The 16,710-nt window shown below is 49.4% G+C and carries 16 protein-coding genes; 5 read left to right on the top strand and 11 right to left on the bottom strand.

Annotated features, from left to right (window positions below):
* Positions 1-99 precede the first annotated feature (99 nt).
* Entirely contained in the window at positions 100-741 is a 642-nt protein-coding gene (locus tag FO446_RS07385) for a YdcF family protein (protein WP_237900243.1), read from the top strand.
* On the opposite strand, the gene dnaI is transcribed toward FO446_RS07385, so the two are convergent.
* The 3 genes from dnaI to nrdR all read right to left on the bottom strand — a co-directional run bounded on the left by dnaI (position 718) and on the right by nrdR (position 3,736).
* Positions 718-1,650, bottom strand: a complete 933-nt coding sequence (gene dnaI, locus FO446_RS07380; RefSeq protein WP_173608851.1) for a primosomal protein DnaI — start codon at positions 1,648-1,650, stop codon at positions 718-720. The two genes, FO446_RS07385 and dnaI, sit on opposite strands and share 24 nt — an antisense overlap.
* A 15-nt stretch (positions 1,651-1,665) precedes the next feature.
* On the bottom strand, positions 1,666-3,105 hold the full coding sequence (locus FO446_RS07375) for a replication initiation and membrane attachment family protein (RefSeq protein WP_237900241.1): 1,440 nt from the start codon (positions 3,103-3,105) through the stop codon (positions 1,666-1,668).
* A 151-nt stretch (positions 3,106-3,256) separates the two neighbouring features.
* Positions 3,257-3,736, bottom strand: coding sequence for a transcriptional regulator NrdR (gene nrdR / locus FO446_RS07370; protein WP_012685137.1), 480 nt, complete (start codon positions 3,734-3,736; stop codon positions 3,257-3,259).
* Between the two features lie 137 nt (positions 3,737-3,873).
* Here nrdR and FO446_RS07365 point away from each other — a divergent pair, with 137 nt between their 5' ends.
* Positions 3,874-5,007: an HD-GYP domain-containing protein gene (locus FO446_RS07365; protein WP_173608853.1), complete on the top strand. Its 1,134-nt coding sequence runs from the start codon at positions 3,874-3,876 to the stop codon at positions 5,005-5,007.
* 61 nt (positions 5,008-5,068) lie between these two features.
* Here the strand turns inward: FO446_RS07365 and FO446_RS07360 are convergent, their stop codons facing one another.
* The 5 genes from FO446_RS07360 to polA form a co-directional block, all read right to left on the bottom strand.
* Entirely contained in the window at positions 5,069-6,115 is a 1,047-nt protein-coding gene (locus tag FO446_RS07360) for a glyceraldehyde-3-phosphate dehydrogenase (RefSeq protein WP_221867567.1), read from the bottom strand.
* Between the two features lie 175 nt (positions 6,116-6,290).
* Positions 6,291-6,854, bottom strand: coding sequence for a lytic transglycosylase domain-containing protein (locus FO446_RS07355; RefSeq protein ID WP_173608854.1), 564 nt, complete (start codon positions 6,852-6,854; stop codon positions 6,291-6,293).
* Positions 6,851-7,459 (bottom strand): dephospho-CoA kinase, encoded by a 609-nt coding sequence (gene coaE / locus FO446_RS07350; RefSeq protein WP_012685133.1) that lies wholly within the window; start codon positions 7,457-7,459, stop codon positions 6,851-6,853. Before coaE ends, FO446_RS07355 begins: the two co-directional genes overlap by 4 nt.
* Before the next feature lie 21 nt (positions 7,460-7,480).
* Entirely contained in the window at positions 7,481-8,308 is an 828-nt protein-coding gene (gene mutM / locus FO446_RS07345) for a DNA-formamidopyrimidine glycosylase (protein WP_173608855.1), read from the bottom strand.
* Positions 8,309-8,356: 48 nt separating this feature from the next.
* Positions 8,357-11,005: a DNA polymerase I gene (gene polA / locus FO446_RS07340; protein ID WP_173608856.1), complete on the bottom strand. Its 2,649-nt coding sequence runs from the start codon at positions 11,003-11,005 to the stop codon at positions 8,357-8,359.
* Positions 11,006-11,146: 141 nt separating this feature from the next.
* Here polA and FO446_RS07335 point away from each other — a divergent pair, with 141 nt between their 5' ends.
* On the top strand, positions 11,147-11,929 hold the full coding sequence (locus FO446_RS07335) for a divergent polysaccharide deacetylase family protein (protein ID WP_229087980.1): 783 nt from the start codon (positions 11,147-11,149) through the stop codon (positions 11,927-11,929).
* Here FO446_RS07335 and FO446_RS07330 read toward each other — a convergent pair.
* A complete protein-coding gene (locus tag FO446_RS07330) occupies positions 11,900-12,643 on the bottom strand; it encodes an N-acetylmuramoyl-L-alanine amidase family protein (RefSeq protein ID WP_173608857.1) in 744 nt (247 codons plus the stop codon). The two genes, FO446_RS07335 and FO446_RS07330, sit on opposite strands and share 30 nt — an antisense overlap.
* 130 nt (positions 12,644-12,773) lie before the next feature.
* On the opposite strand from FO446_RS07330, the gene FO446_RS07325 reads away from it, so the two are divergent.
* Positions 12,774-13,718, top strand: coding sequence for a DMT family transporter (locus FO446_RS07325; protein ID WP_173608858.1), 945 nt, complete (start codon positions 12,774-12,776; stop codon positions 13,716-13,718).
* On the top strand, positions 13,681-13,821 hold the full coding sequence (locus FO446_RS07320; protein WP_157696726.1) for a hypothetical protein: 141 nt from the start codon (positions 13,681-13,683) through the stop codon (positions 13,819-13,821). Before FO446_RS07325 ends, FO446_RS07320 begins: the two co-directional genes overlap by 38 nt.
* 61 nt (positions 13,822-13,882) lie before the next feature.
* On the opposite strand, the gene FO446_RS07315 is transcribed toward FO446_RS07320, so the two are convergent.
* Positions 13,883-15,460 carry a DHA2 family efflux MFS transporter permease subunit gene (locus FO446_RS07315; RefSeq protein ID WP_173608859.1) on the bottom strand — a complete coding sequence of 526 codons (1,578 nt, stop codon included), beginning with the start codon at positions 15,458-15,460 and terminating at the stop codon, positions 13,883-13,885.
* Positions 15,461-15,475: 15 nt separating this feature from the next.
* Positions 15,476-16,705, bottom strand: coding sequence for an efflux RND transporter periplasmic adaptor subunit (locus FO446_RS07310; protein ID WP_173608860.1), 1,230 nt, complete (start codon positions 16,703-16,705; stop codon positions 15,476-15,478).
* Between the last annotated feature and the right edge of the window lie 5 nt (positions 16,706-16,710).

Below are 16,710 nucleotides of genomic sequence, written 5' to 3'. Positions count from 1 at the left end.
AATTTACTAGTTTTTCGTGTCAGGCATATGTCAAACTTTGTAACTAGACCTCATTTCAAACGTCTAAATAAAGAGAGACTACGAGGGAGATATCGAAAAATGAAAAATCGAACGATAAACGCACAGCGTCCTTGCTGGCGCAGGATATGGATCGTGTTGGGGATTGTCACGCTGCTCGGTCTACTATGGTCGGGCTACAACTGGTACCGTATCGAACAAATGATTAAGAAAGCCAACGCCAGACACGCAACCGTCGGCATTGTCCTTGGTGCAGCCGTCTGGGGTGAGGGACCTAGTCCTGGTCTGCGCGAACGTCTGGAGCAGGCGGCGACCCTATATGAAGAGGGTTTTGTATCGAAGCTGCTGGTCACAGGCGGCCTTGGTGAAGGCAAAACGATCACGGAAGCTGCGGTAAGCAAAAATTACTTGGTGGCCAAGGGAATTCCCGAAGAAGACATTTTGCTGGAAAGCAAGTCTACCAGCACATACGAAAACCTGCTGTACGGCCAGCAGGTCTTGGAGGAACATCATATTCAAGACGCCCTGATCATCAGCCACGACTACCACTTGGCCCGTGCCATGATCATGGCTGATTCACTGGGAATTGTCGCCTCGCCTGTGGGGACGACGTCACACGTCCTGTTTGGACCGTATCATAAGGCGCGAGAAGTACTCGCCCTCACGCATTGGGAGCTCTCTCGCATCTGGACACACGTGCTAGGAACGGTGGTTCTCGCGTAAAATTTCATACACATCGACAAAATGGCGGATTCGCTCCATGATGCGAGCCGCTTTTGTTTGTTCGATCCGATTTCCGTTGGAGATAGACAAATGCTCTTGCAGTTCAGTAAGCGAGTAGTTGGAAGTAAACAGCGTAGGTAAATGGTTGTTTGCCCGCTGATTCAGTATAACCCCCAAAATCTCGTCCCGAACCCATGGCGTCAGGTTCTCCGCGCCGATATCATCGAGGATTAGGACCGGTACTTCTTTTAACAGCTCCAGCTTGCCCGCATAGGATTGATCCGAGATAGAGTCCTTCATCTCCCGGATAAAGTCAGGCACATACACCAGCAAGGAAGCGACATTGCGCTCTGAGAGCTCGCGACCGATTGCTCCCATGATGTAGCTTTTCCCAACACCAAACGGACCGTGCAAATAAAGTCCTTTTACCCGCTCGCCTGTTCCGACTTTTTCACAGAATTGAATCGCGGCATCTACGGTTGCCAAATTCCCGGAGTCAATGACCAAGCCCTCAAAGCTCGCGTTCAAGGTCTCTTCGGAAACGTAGTAGCTGCGCATCAGTCGACGGCGGCGAATCTCTTCCTCATACGACAGTTGCTTGGAGCAGGGCGTCATCGAGCTGATAATATGCTGATGAGCCAGCTCCAAATGAGTGCTATGCCCCTTGACCAGATTCGGGCATTCGCCAAGACCCGGACAACGTTCACACCAATACTGCTCCTTGACTGCCGTATAGATGTTGGAGAGCGAGCGAAGGTAATCGTCTCTGGTCAATGCGGGATGCTCTTGTTGAAATGCTTTTAAATACGCTGACGAACGGAACATTTTATCTAACTGCTGATCCGGTGTCAGCAGCTGACGCGGTGTTCGTTTGGCGAGCTCTTGCATAAACTCACTGATAGATTCCACGTTCCCTCACACTCCTTATTTCCGTTTTCGCAAGGTTTCCAGTCTTTTCTGCAAGTCTGGAAAATCCTGAATGGACTGTTTCTTTTCTGCGTCCGATGCGGTTTTCTCCTGAGATAGCTGCCACTCGACAGATGCCGGCAACTTGTCCTGCAAGATAGCTCTACCGTTGCGTCTGACAGGAGCCGTTTCCTTCTTGCCCGCTTTTGCCTTCTCGGTTGTTTGTGCCCGTTGATCCGCACGTTCGAGGATTTGCTTGACTGCCTCGTCAACTGTTGCGATCCGTTTGGCTTTCCAGCTGTCGCGGATCGTTTCCATGTATGCTTTTGGCAGCTCCATTTGCATGCTGGCTAGCGTATGAAGCAGCAGCGCATTGACGACTTCCGGCTGCATCCCATCCGCAAATACAAGCGTCTCAGCCCGTTCCAAAAATACCTTGCTGATTCTGCCACCGACGACCTTTTCCAACAGGGTCACCGGAGATAACTGGCGGCAAGCACGGATAAAGGCTTCGCTCCCAGGCTCAGGCAAGCGACCAGGTCCCCATCCATCCTCTGCCGTGTCAGTTGCAGGCGCTGTCCGGTATAGCTTGTCTTCTGTGTAGCGTTGAACCAAACGCTTGCGCAAAACTTCTCCGTCCAAACTCCGATCCGATTTGTACAGCGTCCAATCACGCAGCTCCTGCCCCATCCCCCAGCTGTCTAGCTGATAGAAGTGGCACAGCGAGAACAACAGCTCCATGCTTTTGCCTTCCAATACTTTGACCGAGTCGGCATTATCCGGCAAGTACAGGCGCAAGGACGACACACTCAGCGAATGGTTGACTTGTGCCTCGTAGCCAGATTTCATCGGCGCTTGCGGGAAGTTGGTGTCCATCTCGGTTAAAAACTGATCCCGCTCCGAACCTTTTTTCACTTCCAGCTCCGATGGTTTCAATGACTGGAACACATCATGGAAGTCTTTCGTGACGTTTTCCACAATAGAGTATTCTTGATCCAACTGACTGCCAAGCGTATCTGCATAATGCTGGCGCAGTTGCGAATAGCGAACGTTTTCGATTTTATTTAACAACATCAGCGACAGGACATAATCTGCAAAAAACTCAGCCGGACTAAGCGGCGGTTTGATCAAATACTCGTAATAATAGTCACGCTGCTGATTTTCCCTGCGGCGTACCTCGACTAGCCCGATTGCCTCCAGACGTTCACGCGCATCCAATAGCCGATCCAGAGAAAGCGAAGTCGTCAGCATCAAACTGCGATGGGTCCCCTCCGAGGAGGCTCCGCTCACCTCCTGCACGCCATGGACGAGCAGTTGATAGAGAGCGTACGATTCGACACCGATGATCGGCAAGTATAGCTGCGTAACAAAGCCCATTTCGGCAAAGCCAATCGGTCTTGCCATCCGCACCAGATAACGATCCTTCGGCAACAACTCGTTCCAAACTAAACGACGCATCAGATCTTTCCTTCCTGACAAAATTCGATTCTTTTATTATAGCATGACTACCCATTCATTCACGGAAAAATGAGTTGGAAAACCAAAGAAGCCCTGGCGGATCGGCCGCAAGAGCGAGAGAGAAGTTGCCAGTCTGGCAGAAAAAGCTTATCTATTCTTTTGGAAACGAGCTGTTTCGCGCTTGAGCCAATAGCTCCTCCAGCTCTTTCATAAATACATTGATATCTTTGAATTGGCGGTATACGGAGGCGAAACGCACATAGGCAACCTCATCGACATGGTATAAACGCTCCATGACCTTCTCCCCAACGTCATTGCTCGGGATCTCTGCCTGTCCACAGCTGCGCAATTCTTTTTCAATATCGTTCACTACATTTTCAAGCACTTCCAACGGTACCGGACGCTTTTCGCAAGCGCGCACCAACCCGCGCAATATCTTGTCTCGACTGAATTCCTCGCGTGTTCCGTCCTTTTTCACAATTAACAAAGGTGTTTCTTCTACCATTTCAAAGGTAGTAAACCGGCGTTCGCAGGCTTCGCACTCGCGGCGACGACGAATGGATTTATTATGATTGAAAGGACGTGAATCCAGGACTCTAGTCCCATTATATTCGCAAAATGGACAACGCATATCAGAATCAACTCCAATACTGACAATACTTGTCTACAGTGTCCCTCATATTCCTGTCAGAAGTCAAGTCAATCCTTGTACCTATTTAAAGCATAAGTCGAATGGAGTACAATTATGGTACTGTTGGAGGGATAGTCATGCGTTTAGTATCTTTAAAACACCTACAGCCTGGAATGAAACTGGGACGTACAGTCTTCACTGAAGATGGAAAGGTGCTGCTTGGAACCGGTATGCAATTAACGGAACGACTCATTTCCGGATTAGAGCGAGCTGGTGTTGATTCGGTGTATATCGATGATCCCCGTACCAATGACATCGTTGTGGAAGAAGTCATTCGCCCACAAACCAGACAAATAGCTGTGGAAGCCATCGAGAAGACGATCAAGCAAATTACAAACTCAAACAAGCTGGCCCGGAAAATTTCCTTAAAAGAAATGGGCCTTCATTTTCAGCGTGCCTTTAGCTCAATTTTGGACGACCTGATGCAAAACAAGCAGATGGTTGGACATTTGACGACGATCTCTTCTCATTCACCATCCTTATACCATCACTCCGTGAATGTGGCCGTGCTGGCGACTGCTGTAGGCATGTCTCTGGGCTACAATCGAACACAGCTCATAAACCTGGGGATAGGAGCCATGCTGCACGATATCGGCAAAGTAAGCCTGCCTGAAGAGCTGTTGCAAAAAACAGAGCGTTGGACAGACGAAGAGAAGGAAATCGCCAAACAACACACGATGCTGGGCTTTAATTTGTTGCGAAAGCAGCATGACATCTCGCTTTTGTCAGCCCACGTCTGCTTGCAGCACCATGAACGGCTAAATGGAAGTGGCTATCCACAGGGATTATCCGGCAAGCAAATTCACGAATTCGCGCAAATCGTTGGTCTCTGTGATATTTATGACTCTTTGACTTCCCCACGTCCATGGCGCAAACGGTACATGCCACAGGATGCTGTGGAATACCTGTTTGGATCTGGTGGTACGCTGTTCGAGCACCATCTCGTAAATGCCTTTATCAAGCATATTGCTATCTTCCCGATTGGTAGCAGCGTCGTTTTGAATACCGGAGAAATCGGGGTAGTGAGTCGGGTTGATCCGGATTATTCACATCGCCCTACTGTACGTGTGATAAAAGACGGTCGAGGAAACGACGTCCCTAGCCCTTATGACCTTGATCTCAAGGCGAACATCCGACTGTTTATTGTCGGCTTTGAAGATGATGATCTATTTAACGTGAACTCATTAGAAGATTCTCCTACCTCATCGTAAATACGAAGCAACGAAAAACCCCTTTGCTCGAAAATCGGCAAAGGGGTTTTGTTTATGCTATTTATTTTACACCAACAGCAGCAGCTTCTTTTGTTGCAGCTTGATTGTGCTGCTCGGATACGTGGCGAACCAGGTCTACGACACGGCAGGAGTAGCCCCACTCGTTATCGTACCAAGCAATCACTTTCACCTGATTGTCTCCCATTACCATCGTAGACAGACCGTCTATGATCGAGGAGTGATCGTTGCCATTGAAATCGCTGGATACGAGCGGCTCGTCGCAGAACTCGAGGTAGCCTTTCATGCTGCTTTCGCTTGCTTCACGCAGGACGCGGTTTACTTCGTCCAATGTAACTGGCTTCTTCGTATTGACCACCAAGTCTACTACAGAAACGTTTGGAGTCGGTACGCGCAAGGAAAAACCGTTCAGCTTGCCATTCAATTCTGGTAGAACGATTCCTACTGCACGAGCAGCTCCTGTCGTCGTTGGAATGATGGACTCGCTAGCTGCACGTGCACGACGCAGGTCTTTATGCGGATTGTCGAGATTCACCTGATCGTTTGTAAACGAGTGAATGGTAGTCATGAGACCTTGTTCGATACCGAATGCATCGTTGAGCACTTTTGCCACAGGTGCGAGACAGTTGGTTGTGCAGGAAGCATTGGAGATAATGTGGTGATTGGCATGGTCGTAGGTGCCTTCGTTTACACCCATCACGATCGTCACGTCTTCTTCTTTCGCTGGTGCTGTAATCACAACTTTTTTCGCACCGCTTTGCAGGTGCTTGCCAGCGCCTTCACGATTGTTGAACTTGCCTGTAGCTTCAACAACGATCTCTACTCCGAGGTCACCCCAAGGCAGCTTCAGCGGATCACGGTCAGACAGTACAACTGTTGCTTTTCCATCTACGATAATCTTGTTGTCTTGGACTTCCACTTTATTTTGCAGGCGTCCGTGGATCGTATCATATTTCAACAAATGTGCAAGCGTCTCCGCTGGATAGCTAGCGTTGATTGCAACGATTTCAATGTTGGGGTCCTGGATAGCGCGGCGGAATACCATGCGGCCAATACGTCCGAAACCATTAATACCGATTTTAATTGTCATATATAGAAACCCCTTTCGAATTGAGTTACGCTTATCTGATACTTTTATTATAATAAGTATGACACAATTATCAATGTGTTTTACTGAAAAATAAATATTTGGACGATTTACCCTACCCAAAAAAAGAGGAAAAGCCGCTCTCTAATCCGTACGAGAAGCGGCTTTTCATTGATTTTTAACGTAATTGAAAGTCGTATATATTTTTGTATCGATCATGGTAATAGAGCACTCGTTGAACATATTGACGAGTCTCCCCATATGGAATGTCCTCAATCGTCTCTCGAGTTCCGTTCCATTGCTCACTCGCGAGCCATCCGTTTACTTTTCCCGGACCGGCGTTGTAGGCGGCAATGACTTTGACGATATCGCCATCATAGCGGGACAGCAAAAATTCGAGATACCATGTCCCAATCTCGATGTTCATGACAGGGTCGTACAAGTATTGATTGTCCTTTGGACGGAAGTCTGCCTCCCTGACGATCCATTGCGCTGTTTCCGGCATGATTTGCATGAGCCCGATCGCACCTTTTTTCGAAACGCGATCTGTCGCAAACCCACTCTCGGAACGAATGACGGCCAGTACCAAATGAGGGTCCACCTTATATTTCAGTGCAGCCGTCACAATCTGTTGCTCATATTTGATCGGGTACATCCATTTCCACACCAATGGCGTGTTTAGCAGCAAAAATACACTCGCCAAAACGAGCACGATCAATGCTGCACGTTTGCCAAAACTCATGATTGACGCTCCGATCGAATCGCGGCCAATACCGCCTCCACTTGACGCTCGGTTTCTTCACGCGAACCAGAATTATCGATCAAAAAGTCTGCGCCCTGCTTCTTCTGATCAATGGGAAACTGCGCCCGCAGTCTTTTTCGTGCTTGTTCTTCTTCCAATTCGTCGCGCTCCAGCATTCTCGCCAATTGCATCTCGTAGGGCGCATAGACGACCACGATTTTTTCTACCATATGTGTAAGCTTGCTCTCATACAGTAGAGGAATGTCCATAAAGACGATCTCGGCTCCATTCGCTTCCGCTGATTCGGCCTCTTCCCGCATGACCCGGCGTACTTCGGGATGGACAATGGCGTTCAGCTTTTGACGCTCGGACTCGTCCGAAAACACGATCTCACCTAGTTTTTTCCGATCAATTTGACCATCTTCCAATAGGATTTCTCGTCCAAAATGGCGCACGATCGCTTCATAGGCTAATTTACCTGGTTCTACGACCTCTCTGGCGATTTGGTCAGCGTCAATGACAGGAATCCCACGCTCACGAAGCATACCTGTCACCGTGCTTTTCCCAGTGGCAATTCCGCCTGTTAACCCTAGTATCATGCCCATCCTCCTCCCTTGGTCGAACTGTTATAGCTTTTGACAATCAGGGCAAATATGCGTCCCTCTGCCGCCGACTACAAACCGAATGATTTCGGCCCCGCACCTTGTACAAGCCTCATCTTTTCGTCCATAAACTAATAGAGATTGCTGGAACATTCCCATCTCGCCCTGTCCGTTCACATATGACTTGATGGAGCTACCACCTTGTTCTACCGCTTCTTGCAAAGTGGAGACGATGCTTTCGTGCAGTCGGTTAACATCTTTATCTGTCAGCTTTCCTGCTGGTTTCTCCGGATGAATGCCTGCTTTAAAGAGTGACTCGTCCACATAAATATTCCCCAGCCCTACAATACATTCCTGGTTTAGGAGAAGCGGCTTAATTTTTGTTGACCGTCCTTTTAACAATTTCCCCAAAACTTCAGGAGTAAAACTTTTATCTAGCGGTTCTACCCCCAGTTTTGCCAAAGGTCCGACGGTTGTTTCCTTCCCCTTAGGGAAAAGATCCATCGTCCCGAACTGGCGAACATCCCGATAACGCAGCTCCGTTCCGTCCGTAAAATGGAAGACGACATGGGTATGCTTCTCAACGGGATCATCTGCCTGATACACGCCATAGCGCCCTTCCATTCGCAAATGGGACACGAGCACGTCCTCATTTAAGAAAAACTGAATGAATTTTGCCCGCCGTTGGATATCCTGGATGGTTTGTCCCACCAAGAGAGATTTGAAAGCTTCCACGTCATCTGGCTGACGCACAATACGCGCCAAATGAACACTTACTCTCTCAATCGTTTTTCCCATAACCAAGCCACGCAGAGTCCGTACGACGGTTTCTACCTCCGGCAATTCTGGCATATGCCCTCCTCCTCTCGCTGTCTATCTATCTTTATGTTCTAGGCATGCCTACTTCGCATCGTACCAGGTACGTCCATCACTGACGTCCACCTTGAGCGGGACGTTGAGGGACAACGCACTCTCCATCACTTCTGGCACCAGCTTGCGCATGACCTCCAGCTCATTTTCCGGCACTTCAAATACAAGCTCATCGTGCACCTGCAAAAGCATGCGGCTCGCGAGACCTTTCTCTTCGATTGCCTCCTGCATGCGAATCATCGCCAGCTTGATCACATCGGCAGCAGTACCCTGGATCGGTGTGTTCATCGCAGTACGCTCGGCAAACGAACGCAGGTTAAAGTTGCTGCTGCGAATATCAGGCAGGTAGCGGCGGCGATTCAACAAGGTCGTCACATAGCCATCCGCTTTCGCCTGTTGAACAATCTCGTCCATCCAGCGCTTCACGCCGGAGAAGACATCAAAGTAGCGCTCAATGAAGTCCCCGGCTTCTTTACGGGTAATATTGAGATTTTGCGACAGACCGTAGTCGCTGATGCCGTATACGATCCCGAAGTTGACCGCTTTGGCCTGACGGCGCATCAGCGAGGTTACTTCTTCCTCACTCACACCAAATACGTCCATGGCGGTGCGGGTATGAATATCCATTCCTTTTTGGAAGGCGTCAATCAAGTTTTCGTCTTGCGAAATATGGGCCAAAATCCGCAGCTCAATCTGGGAATAGTCGGCCGCCAGCATGTACCAGCCGTCCTCTGACGGGATAAACGCCTCGCGAATCTTGCGTCCTTCCTCCATACGGATCGGGATATTTTGCAGATTCGGGTCCGTACTGGACAGGCGCCCTGTCGCCGTGGTCGCTTGGTTGTAAAGCGTATGCACCTTGCTCGTCTTCGTATGGATTTCCTTGGTCAAGCCCTCAATATACGTCGAACGGAGCTTGCCGAGCTGACGGAAGGTCAGGATCGCATCGATGATCGGGTGATAAGGGGCGAGCTTCTCCAATACATCCGCACTGGTAGAAGGGCCTGTTTTGGTCTTTTTCAATACAGGCAGAGACAAGCGGTCAAACAAAATTTCGCCCAATTGCTTCGGCGAGTTGATGTTGAATGCCCCACCCGCCAACTCGTAAATCTGATCTGTCAGACCCGCGAGCTTTTTATCCAAGTCTTCCCCCATTTGCACGAGGCGCTCACTGTTTACCTTCACGCCTTGCTTTTCCATGAGAGCCAATACCATACTCAGCGGAGCTTCCAATTCGCCGAGCAGCTTTTCCATTTCGTTTTCCGCCAGTTGCTCGCGCAATACAGGCACGCTCTGCCAGATGGCTGCCGCTTTATGCGCCACATGCTCGCTCAGCACGTCCATTTCAGGAACAAGACGCTTGGCCCCCTTGCCGTACACCTCTTCATCTGACAATACCCGTGTCTGTGCGTATTGAGCCGCAATGCTATCCAACGTCGGGTTGCTTTCAGCCGCATTCAGCAGGTAAGAGGCGAGGTACACGTCAAAGCTGATGCCTTTTATCGCGAAATCATGCCAAGCGAGTCCAACCGTGTCCCGCTTGCCGTCAAATACCCACTTCTCCTTCGCCAGATCAGCCAACCACTCACAGAGCACCTTCCATTCCTTGGCTACGTCCCAAGGAACGAACATCACCGTATCTTCCGCAGCCAGTCCAATCCCGAGGAAAGGCGCATGATGATAGTTTTCCCCGTCCATTTCAATGTAAAGAGCCATTGGCGAAGTCAGTTTGGACTCGTACGCCGCTTTGTTTTCCTCTGAAATCACTTCAAACGAAAATGGCTTGGCGTCTGGATGTCCGCTTCCGTCGGCTGGTTGTGCTACTTTGATCTTGGACAAGAGCGATTTGAACTCCATCTTTTTAAAGAACTCGCTGACAGGTACCCCATCATAGCCTTCAAAGCCAGTCTCTTGCACATCCAGCTCCACAGGCGCTTCCCGCAAAATGGTTGCCAAAGCTTTACTCATGTTCGCCTTATCTACATTCTCACGCAGGTTCTCTTGCAGCTTTTTGCCAGAGACTTTATCGATGTTTTCCAGAACTTGCTCGACAGAGCCGTATTCGTGCAGCAGCTTCAGAGCTGTTTTTTCCCCGACACCAGGGACACCTGGAATGTTGTCGGACGAATCGCCCATCAAGCCTTTCAAATCAATTATTTGCAGCGGCTTAAGGCCGTACTTTTCATGAATTTCTTGCGGAGTGTACAGCTCGATTTCGCTGACTCCCTTGCGCGTCAAAGCGACGGATACATGCTCGGACACGAGTTGCAGCATATCTTTGTCTCCGGTGATGACAGTCGTTTTCCAGGCTTGCTCATCTGCCTGCTTCGTCAACGTACCGATAATGTCATCCGCCTCGTAGCCTTCCAGCTCGAAGCGTTTGATTGAGAAGGCATCCAACAGCTCCCGAATCAGTGGAAACTGTTCAGACAGCTCCGGCGGAGTTTTGCTGCGTCCCCCTTTGTACTCTGCATACTCGCTATGGCGAAACACGACTTTTCCCGCGTCAAAAGCAACCATGATATGCGTCGGCTTCATTTCCTCCAACACTTTTAACAGCATAGTCGTAAAGCCCAGCACTGCGTTCGTATGCAGTCCTGCCGATGTGGACAATAAAGGGAGCGCATAAAACGCCCGGTTCGCAACACTGTTTCCATCAATCAACACAAAATGACTCAAGGAATTCGACCCCTCTCGTTACAAAACTACTATCTTTAATCGTAACATAGGGCAAACATCAAAGCCAAGCCGCAGATATGGCGGGTAAAGCACAAGATGATTGAACAGACTATGAAAAAAATGAACAAGGAAGGTGATCTTATGTATGGGAGGAAATTGATTCCGATCTTGCTCACGCTTTTTCTTTCCCTTGGGGCGATTCCAGTGACAGCTACCCCCAATCCAGCCCCCGCACCCGCTGTCAAAAAGCTGATGGCATTTGTGATCGATGATTTCGGGAACAACATGCAAGGGACGGAGGAAATATTATCGATGCCAGTCCCTCTTACTGTTGCCGTCATGCCGTTTCTGCCCAGCACGAAACAGGATGCCGAGCTCGCCCATCAAAAAGGACACGATGTACTCGTTCACATGCCGATGGAGCCCATGAAAGGAAAGCGCTCCTGGCTCGGTCCTGGAGCCATTACGGCTGATCTGTCCGACGATGAGATTCGCAGTCGTGTGGAGAAAGCGATTGACAATGTGCCACATGCGATTGGCATGAACAACCATATGGGCTCAAAAATAACGGCTGACGAGCGAATCATGCGCATCATCATGAAGGTCGTCAAAGAACGCGGTCTTATCTACCTGGATAGCAAGACTACCGATAAAAGCGTGGCGGGGAAAGTCGCAGCTGAAATGGGCGTCCCCCATGCAGTGAATCAAATTTTTCTGGATGATGTATACTCTGTCCCGCATATTACAAAGCAAATGGAGCTCGTCTGCAAAAAAATCCACAACCATCCCATATGTATCGCAATTGGTCATGTTGGACCTCCTGGCAAGAAAACAGCCTCCCTTCTGCGCCAGTACATCCCGCGAATTCAGAAGGAGGCCGAATTTGTAACCATTTCAAAGCTTATCCAGCAAACTGCTCATTAATTTTCTCCACCAGCTCTCCTGCACACTAGCCTCCGTTTTCAGATTTCCCGACAGCTTTACATATTCGCTCACGGCCTCTGTAATGGCCTGAGCGATTTTTTCTTGTGCTTTGGGATTCGTTAACATTTCGCGATCCTGCGCGTTGCTGATAAACCCCATCTCCACAATGACAGACGGACAGTAGTTATGACGGAGCATGTAGTACGTCTTGCCCTTGACTGGCTTTTCGTTGGACCCTGTGAGCTTGTTCAGCGAGTTTTGCAGTAGTCCTGCCAACAGGTAGCTTTCTTCTGTGTTTTGATGCAAAATAATCGCTCCCCTGCGCTTGGGACTGGGTGACCAGTTTACATGCAAGCTGAGCATCATCTGCGGACCAATTTCTTTTGCCAAGTTCTTGCGCTGAGCCAGGTCACGAATATGGCGGGATCGGTTGTCCAACCAACGATTGTCATCACTCAGGGCAACATCCTTGTGGCGGTTCAAAGCCACGGTGTAACCCGCAGCTGTGAGTTGTTGGTAGAGTCGTTTGGCAATTTGCAGATTGATGTCCTTTTCGTACAAATCCCCAAAAGAAGTTCCCGAATCTACACCTCCATGTCCAACATCAATCAAAATATGAAAGGGGGTGAGCGGCAATGCCTCGCTTCGCGTCGGGATACAGATGAGGATAAGCATGAAAGCAGTTATACGGAAAATAGCCTGTAAGTTTCTCATGCCAGTAGGATAACCGGATTGAAAAGAAACCTTTCAAGCGGCAAGGTACACATAACATTGTGAATTTTTTAATCCAACTGTACAATTACAATAATGAACCATGACCTTACCCGCATAAGAAGGTGTACTGATGAATCAATCTTTGGAAAAACCGTTATTCCCCCCGTATTTGGCTCTCTTAATCGGGGTGATCGCCATTTCCTCTTCTGCGATCTTTGTAAAGCTGTCGGATGCACCTGCTCCGATTATCGCTACGTATCGCCTGGTTTTTTCCGTTCTCTTAACGCTTCCTTTTTTATTCTGGAATCGTGGTGCCATCGCAGAGATTGGAAAAATGTCCAAAAAAGCGTGGCTACTCTGTATTTTATCTGGCGCCTTTTTGGCAAGCCACTTTCTGTTGTGGTTTGAATCGCTGAATTACACATCTGTAGCCAGTTCTACAGTGCTCGTTACGTTGCAGCCATTATTTGCCTTCATCGGCGGTTATCTCTTTTTTGGTGAAAAGGTTCGATTTCTAGCTCTATCCGGCGGCTTGCTGGCGATTGCAGGAAGCTTTGTGATTGGCTGGGGGGATTTTCAAGTAGGTGGTATGGCTCTGTGGGGTGATTTCCTCGCATTGATGGGAGCTGTCACTGTGACGGGTTACTGGCTGGTCGGGCAGTACGTTCGCCAGCATATGTCCTCCTTTGCCTACACACTCGTTGTCTACACGGCCACCAGCGTGATTCTGGTCGCCTATGATCTGGCTCTCGGGTATTCGCTCATCGGTTACCCTGCGGCGGATTGGGGCTGGTTCTTCTGTCTCGCCCTGTTCCCTACCCTGCTTGGGCATTCTATTTTTAACTGGATTATTAAATGGCTCAATACGACGACGATCTCCATGGGGATTTTGGGAGAACCAATCGGGACTGCCATACTCGCTTACTTCATCTTGGGTGAAGTGGTAACGCCTCCGCAATGGATCGGCGGCTTGATCATTATCGCCGGCATTTATGTGTTCATTCGTTTTAACCAACCTGCTAAAGGAGTGTCCTCCAATGAACAAGCAACCGGAGAACCGAAAAAGCTTGCGTGAATTCGTCAAGGGACTGAGTATTTGGGCGAAGATTGGCTGGACAATTCTGCTGGGCTACATCGTCGGACGGATTTTGTACTGGTTATTTAAAATGATGTCCTAACAGGCAAAAGGGGCAATTCCTATGAAGTCTTCGATAAGACTTGCGGAATTGCCCCTTGCTATTAGGCTGTTGCCTTCTCGGTTGCTGGCACCTGTTGCTGTGTTTTTTTCGGCTTTTTATGCAGGAAGTACAGAAGTGGAATCGAGAGGACAATCGGGATAACGGAGACGAGGAAAGTATCCCCGATTCCTTGGACCAACGATTCTTTTGCCATCATTCCGTACAAAATCGTGCTGGCTCCCCCTGTCGCACTCGCCGTATCTACCCCTACTTGTGCATACATTCCTGAAATGCCACTGATAAACTGCGTCGCCATATCCGTATTCAAGTTGTCAGAGATGGAAGCCATGTGGAAATTTTGACGCGCCTGCATGATCACTGTCAAAATCGCAATGGCAAACGAACTCATGACCTGACGCAATACGTTAGACAGCGGAGAGGCATCCCCCACACTTGTACGAGGAACGGCGTTCATCCCTACGGTGGACAGCGTCATCATGCACAATCCGATTCCGATCCCGCGAATGGTCAAGATCATATCAATCCACGAATGCATGCTGTCAGCAGATAGATTGTGCAGTTCATACGTCGTGACGCTCATGATAGTCAAGCCGACCAATCCAATCGGTCCGATCCCGTATTTATCCATCAGCTTTCCGCTGATTGGCATCATGATCGCCATAGCAATCGATTGCGGCATCAGCAGGATTCCTGACTCCATAGCCGTCAAACCCTGAATGTTTTGGAGGAAAATCGGCATCAGGAAGATACCGCCCATCATCCCCATCATGACGAAGCCGGAAGTCAAAATGCTGATGGTGAAGGTAGGGATCTTCAAAAGCCGCAAATCGAGCAGCGGACTTTCCTTCCCCAGCTCGACCCAGACGAACAGGATCAAGCTCATTACCGCAATGAAAAACAAACCGACGATGAAAAAGGAGGTCCAGCCCTCTGCTTGCCCTTTACTTAAAGCGAGCAACAGTGTCCCGAAACCGACAATGGCAAGAAATGCGCCCAAAAAATCGAACTTCAACTCTGGCTTTTTCGGCGTTTCCTTGAGCAGAACGATACTCATGATTACCGCAAAAATACCAAAGGGTACACCGACCAGAAAAAGAAATTGCCAGCTTAAAAATTCGATGAGGTACCCACCCAATGTCGGGCCTAGCGCAGGGGCTGTCATGGAAGCAATCCCGAATATCCCCAAAGCCATCCCGATCTTTTCACGCGGAACGATCATGTAAATCATCGACATCCCGATTGGCATGATCATCCCCCCGCTGACACCTTGCACGACGCGAAAAGCAATTAGCGAAGAGTCACTCCACGCCAAGGCACAAAGGATGGATGAAAAAGTAAATGCAGATAAGGAAAGTACAAATATTTTTTTCGCTCCGAATTTAGCGGACAACGAGCCGCTCATGGGAATCATGACGGCGTTTGCCAGCATATATCCGGTCAATACCCACTGCATGGTCTCGGTAGATGAACCAAAAATATTGACCATGGCAGGCAGGGCAACGTTAATCAAGCTATTGTTCAGAATCGCAACGAAGGTTCCTGAGAGGATTGCGAGAAGAGACAGCCACATGCCGCCGTTCCCGCTTTTCTCCTCTCGGTGCGCCACCGCTTCCGCCATGTGTCAACACCCCCGTTAGTTTGCGATCACCTTGCTGCCCTCGGACAGTTTGTCTGTCGGGTTCAGCACAATTTGATCATTGTCTTTGACGCCATTCGTGACAGTTGTCCAGTCGCCGCTAGCGTTCTCCACTGCAACTTCGACCTGGTGTACAACGTTGTTGTCTACGGTATAGACGTAATGCTTGCTGTCTTTTTCCAGCACGGCCGACGTCGGTAATTTTGTTCCTGGCGTTGCCTGGCCTTGGAGCATGACCTCTGCTACCATACCTGCGCGCAGCAAGCCGTCCTGATTATTTACCTTCACTTTGACTGGGAACGAACTGCTGTTGGTATCCGAAATCGGAGAGACAAACTCAACAGTACCTTTCAGCACTTTCCCACCCAGACTGCCTACCTTCACATCAACGGTAGAGCCGACCTTCACTTGGTTAATTTGGTTTTCCGGTACGCTTGCTTCTACTTTGACATCTGCCATATTCACCAGCACCATGAGAGGTGTCCCCGCTGCTGCCATTTCTCCCGGGTCAACCGAGCGCTTGGCAACGATACCTGTGATTGGCGCACGAATAATGGTATTGTCATAGTTGCTTTTCGCCAGCTCGAGACTGGAGCCCAAACGGCTTACTTCTGCTTGCAAACCCGCTACCGTGTCGGCAGTTGGGCCTGCTTTTGCCAGATCGTATTGGGCTTGCGCCTGTTCAAGACCTGTGCGCGCCTTTTCCAATTCCAGCGAAGATTTCTCCAGTTCAGCCTGGGACAATGCGCCTGCATCAAACAGGGCTTTCATCCGATTGTAGTTGCTCTCAACCACCTTCAGGCTGGCTTCTGCCTGCGTGACAATACTTCCGAGCTGCGTCAGCTGCTCATTGCGTGCACCTGCTTTCGTATCTCTCAGCTTTGCTTGAGCGCCTGCAATGGCTGCCTGTGCCTGATTGATTTGCTGCTGATAATCGGCTGCCTCCAGCGTGACCAGAACATCGCCCTGCTTGACGACTGCACCTTCTTTTACATTCACGCTCGCTGCTTTTCCAGATACTTTAGAAACGACTTGGATCTCCTCAGATGCTGCCACCTTACCACTGGCGATGACGCCCGTAGAAGCAGAGGTCACCTTCCACGTCTTTACGACAGGGACGTTCTCGCTCGTTTGCGATGCAGAAGATGTCTCACTACAGCCCGACGCAATAAGCGAAACGGCCGCCATGACTGCAGCGATTGTTTTCCATTGTGCTGTCTTTTTCATTCTTG

This window comes from Brevibacillus brevis (assembly GCF_022026395.1).
In the GTDB taxonomy this organism is placed as follows: domain Bacteria; phylum Bacillota; class Bacilli; order Brevibacillales; family Brevibacillaceae; genus Brevibacillus.
The sequence above is the reverse complement of the archived record's forward strand: the minus strand, read 5'-3'. Positions and strand labels throughout refer to the sequence as shown.